The 1124-nt window shown below is 60.6% G+C and carries 1 protein-coding gene; it reads left to right on the top strand.

Annotated elements, in window-relative coordinates:
* The first annotated feature begins 50 nt into the window (after window positions 1–50).
* Complete coding sequence (locus ACWDSI_RS20475) at window positions 51–1109, top strand: IS630 family transposase (protein ID WP_049697012.1); 1059 nt, start codon at window positions 51–53, stop codon at window positions 1107–1109.
* Window positions 1110–1124 lie beyond the last annotated feature (15 nt).

Genomic DNA, 1124 nt, shown 5'->3' on the forward strand with positions numbered 1-1124 from the left:
TGTCGCGTGTCGTTAATTAGTTTATGGTTCGTGGTTTGAGAGAATTGGCTATGGCGAATTCTGCGGCCCCGGCTCTTGGCCTGCGTGATGGTGATGCGGATGAACTTGATCGGCTACTACGGTCGACGTCGACGCCTGCGGGGCTGGTGCGTCGGGCGCGGATCGTGACTCTTGCTGCTGCAGGGGTGGCCAATTCGCGGATCAGCGAGGTTGTCGGGACGTCGGTGCCGACGGTACTCAAGTGGCGTTCCCGGTATCTCCATGACGGCCTCGACGGACTTCTTGACGCCCAACGATCGGGTCGCCCAAGACATCTCGATCACGCGGGTGTCATCTCGGCGACGTTGAAGCCACCGCCCAAGAAGTATGGGGTGACCCACTGGTCATCACGCCTGTTGGCCAGTCACCTCGGGATCGGCAACGCCACGGTCGCCCGCGCGTGGCGTGAGTATGGGGTACAGCCGTGGCGTTCGGGGACGTTCAAGTTCTCCACCGACCCGGAGTTGGTCGCCAAAGTCACCGATGTCGTCGGCCTGTATCTGGCACCGCCGGAGAATGCGATCGTATTGTGCGTGGACGAGAAGTCCCAGATTCAGGCCCTCGACCGCACCGCGCCTATGCTCCCGATGCAGCCAGGACAGATCGAACGCCGAACCCACGACTACAAACGCCACGGCACCACCACACTGTTCGCCGCACTGGAGATCGCGACCGGACAGGTGACCGCCACAGTCAAGCCACGGCACCGCCACCAGGAGTTCTTGTCGTTCCTCAGGCAAATCGACCGCACCTACGGCGACCAGGAGTTACACCTGGTGATGGACAACTACGCCACCCACAAAAAGTCGGCAGTCACCGAGTGGATCGCCGCGCACCCCAACATCCACGTCCACTTCACCCCGACATCAGGGTCGTGGCTCAACCTCGTCGAGGTCTGGTTCGGCATTATCGACCGGCAAGCGATCCGGCGTGGTGTGTTCACCTCAGTCAAGGACCTCAACGCGAAGATCCGAGCCTTCATCAACGGCTGGAACGACCGCAAACACCCCTTCGTGTGGACGAAACCGGTCGAGGAGATTCTCAAGAAAGCTCAACCGAAAACCAACTAACGAAACGCGACACTA

This window comes from Gordonia sp. NPDC003429 (genome assembly GCF_053588575.1).

Bases quoted from the DNA above. Each gene is read 5' to 3' on its own strand.
- ACWDSI_RS20475 (WP_049697012.1), top strand. From the start codon at position 51: ATGGCGAATTCTGCGGCCCCGGCTCTTGGCCTGCGTGATGGTGATGCG.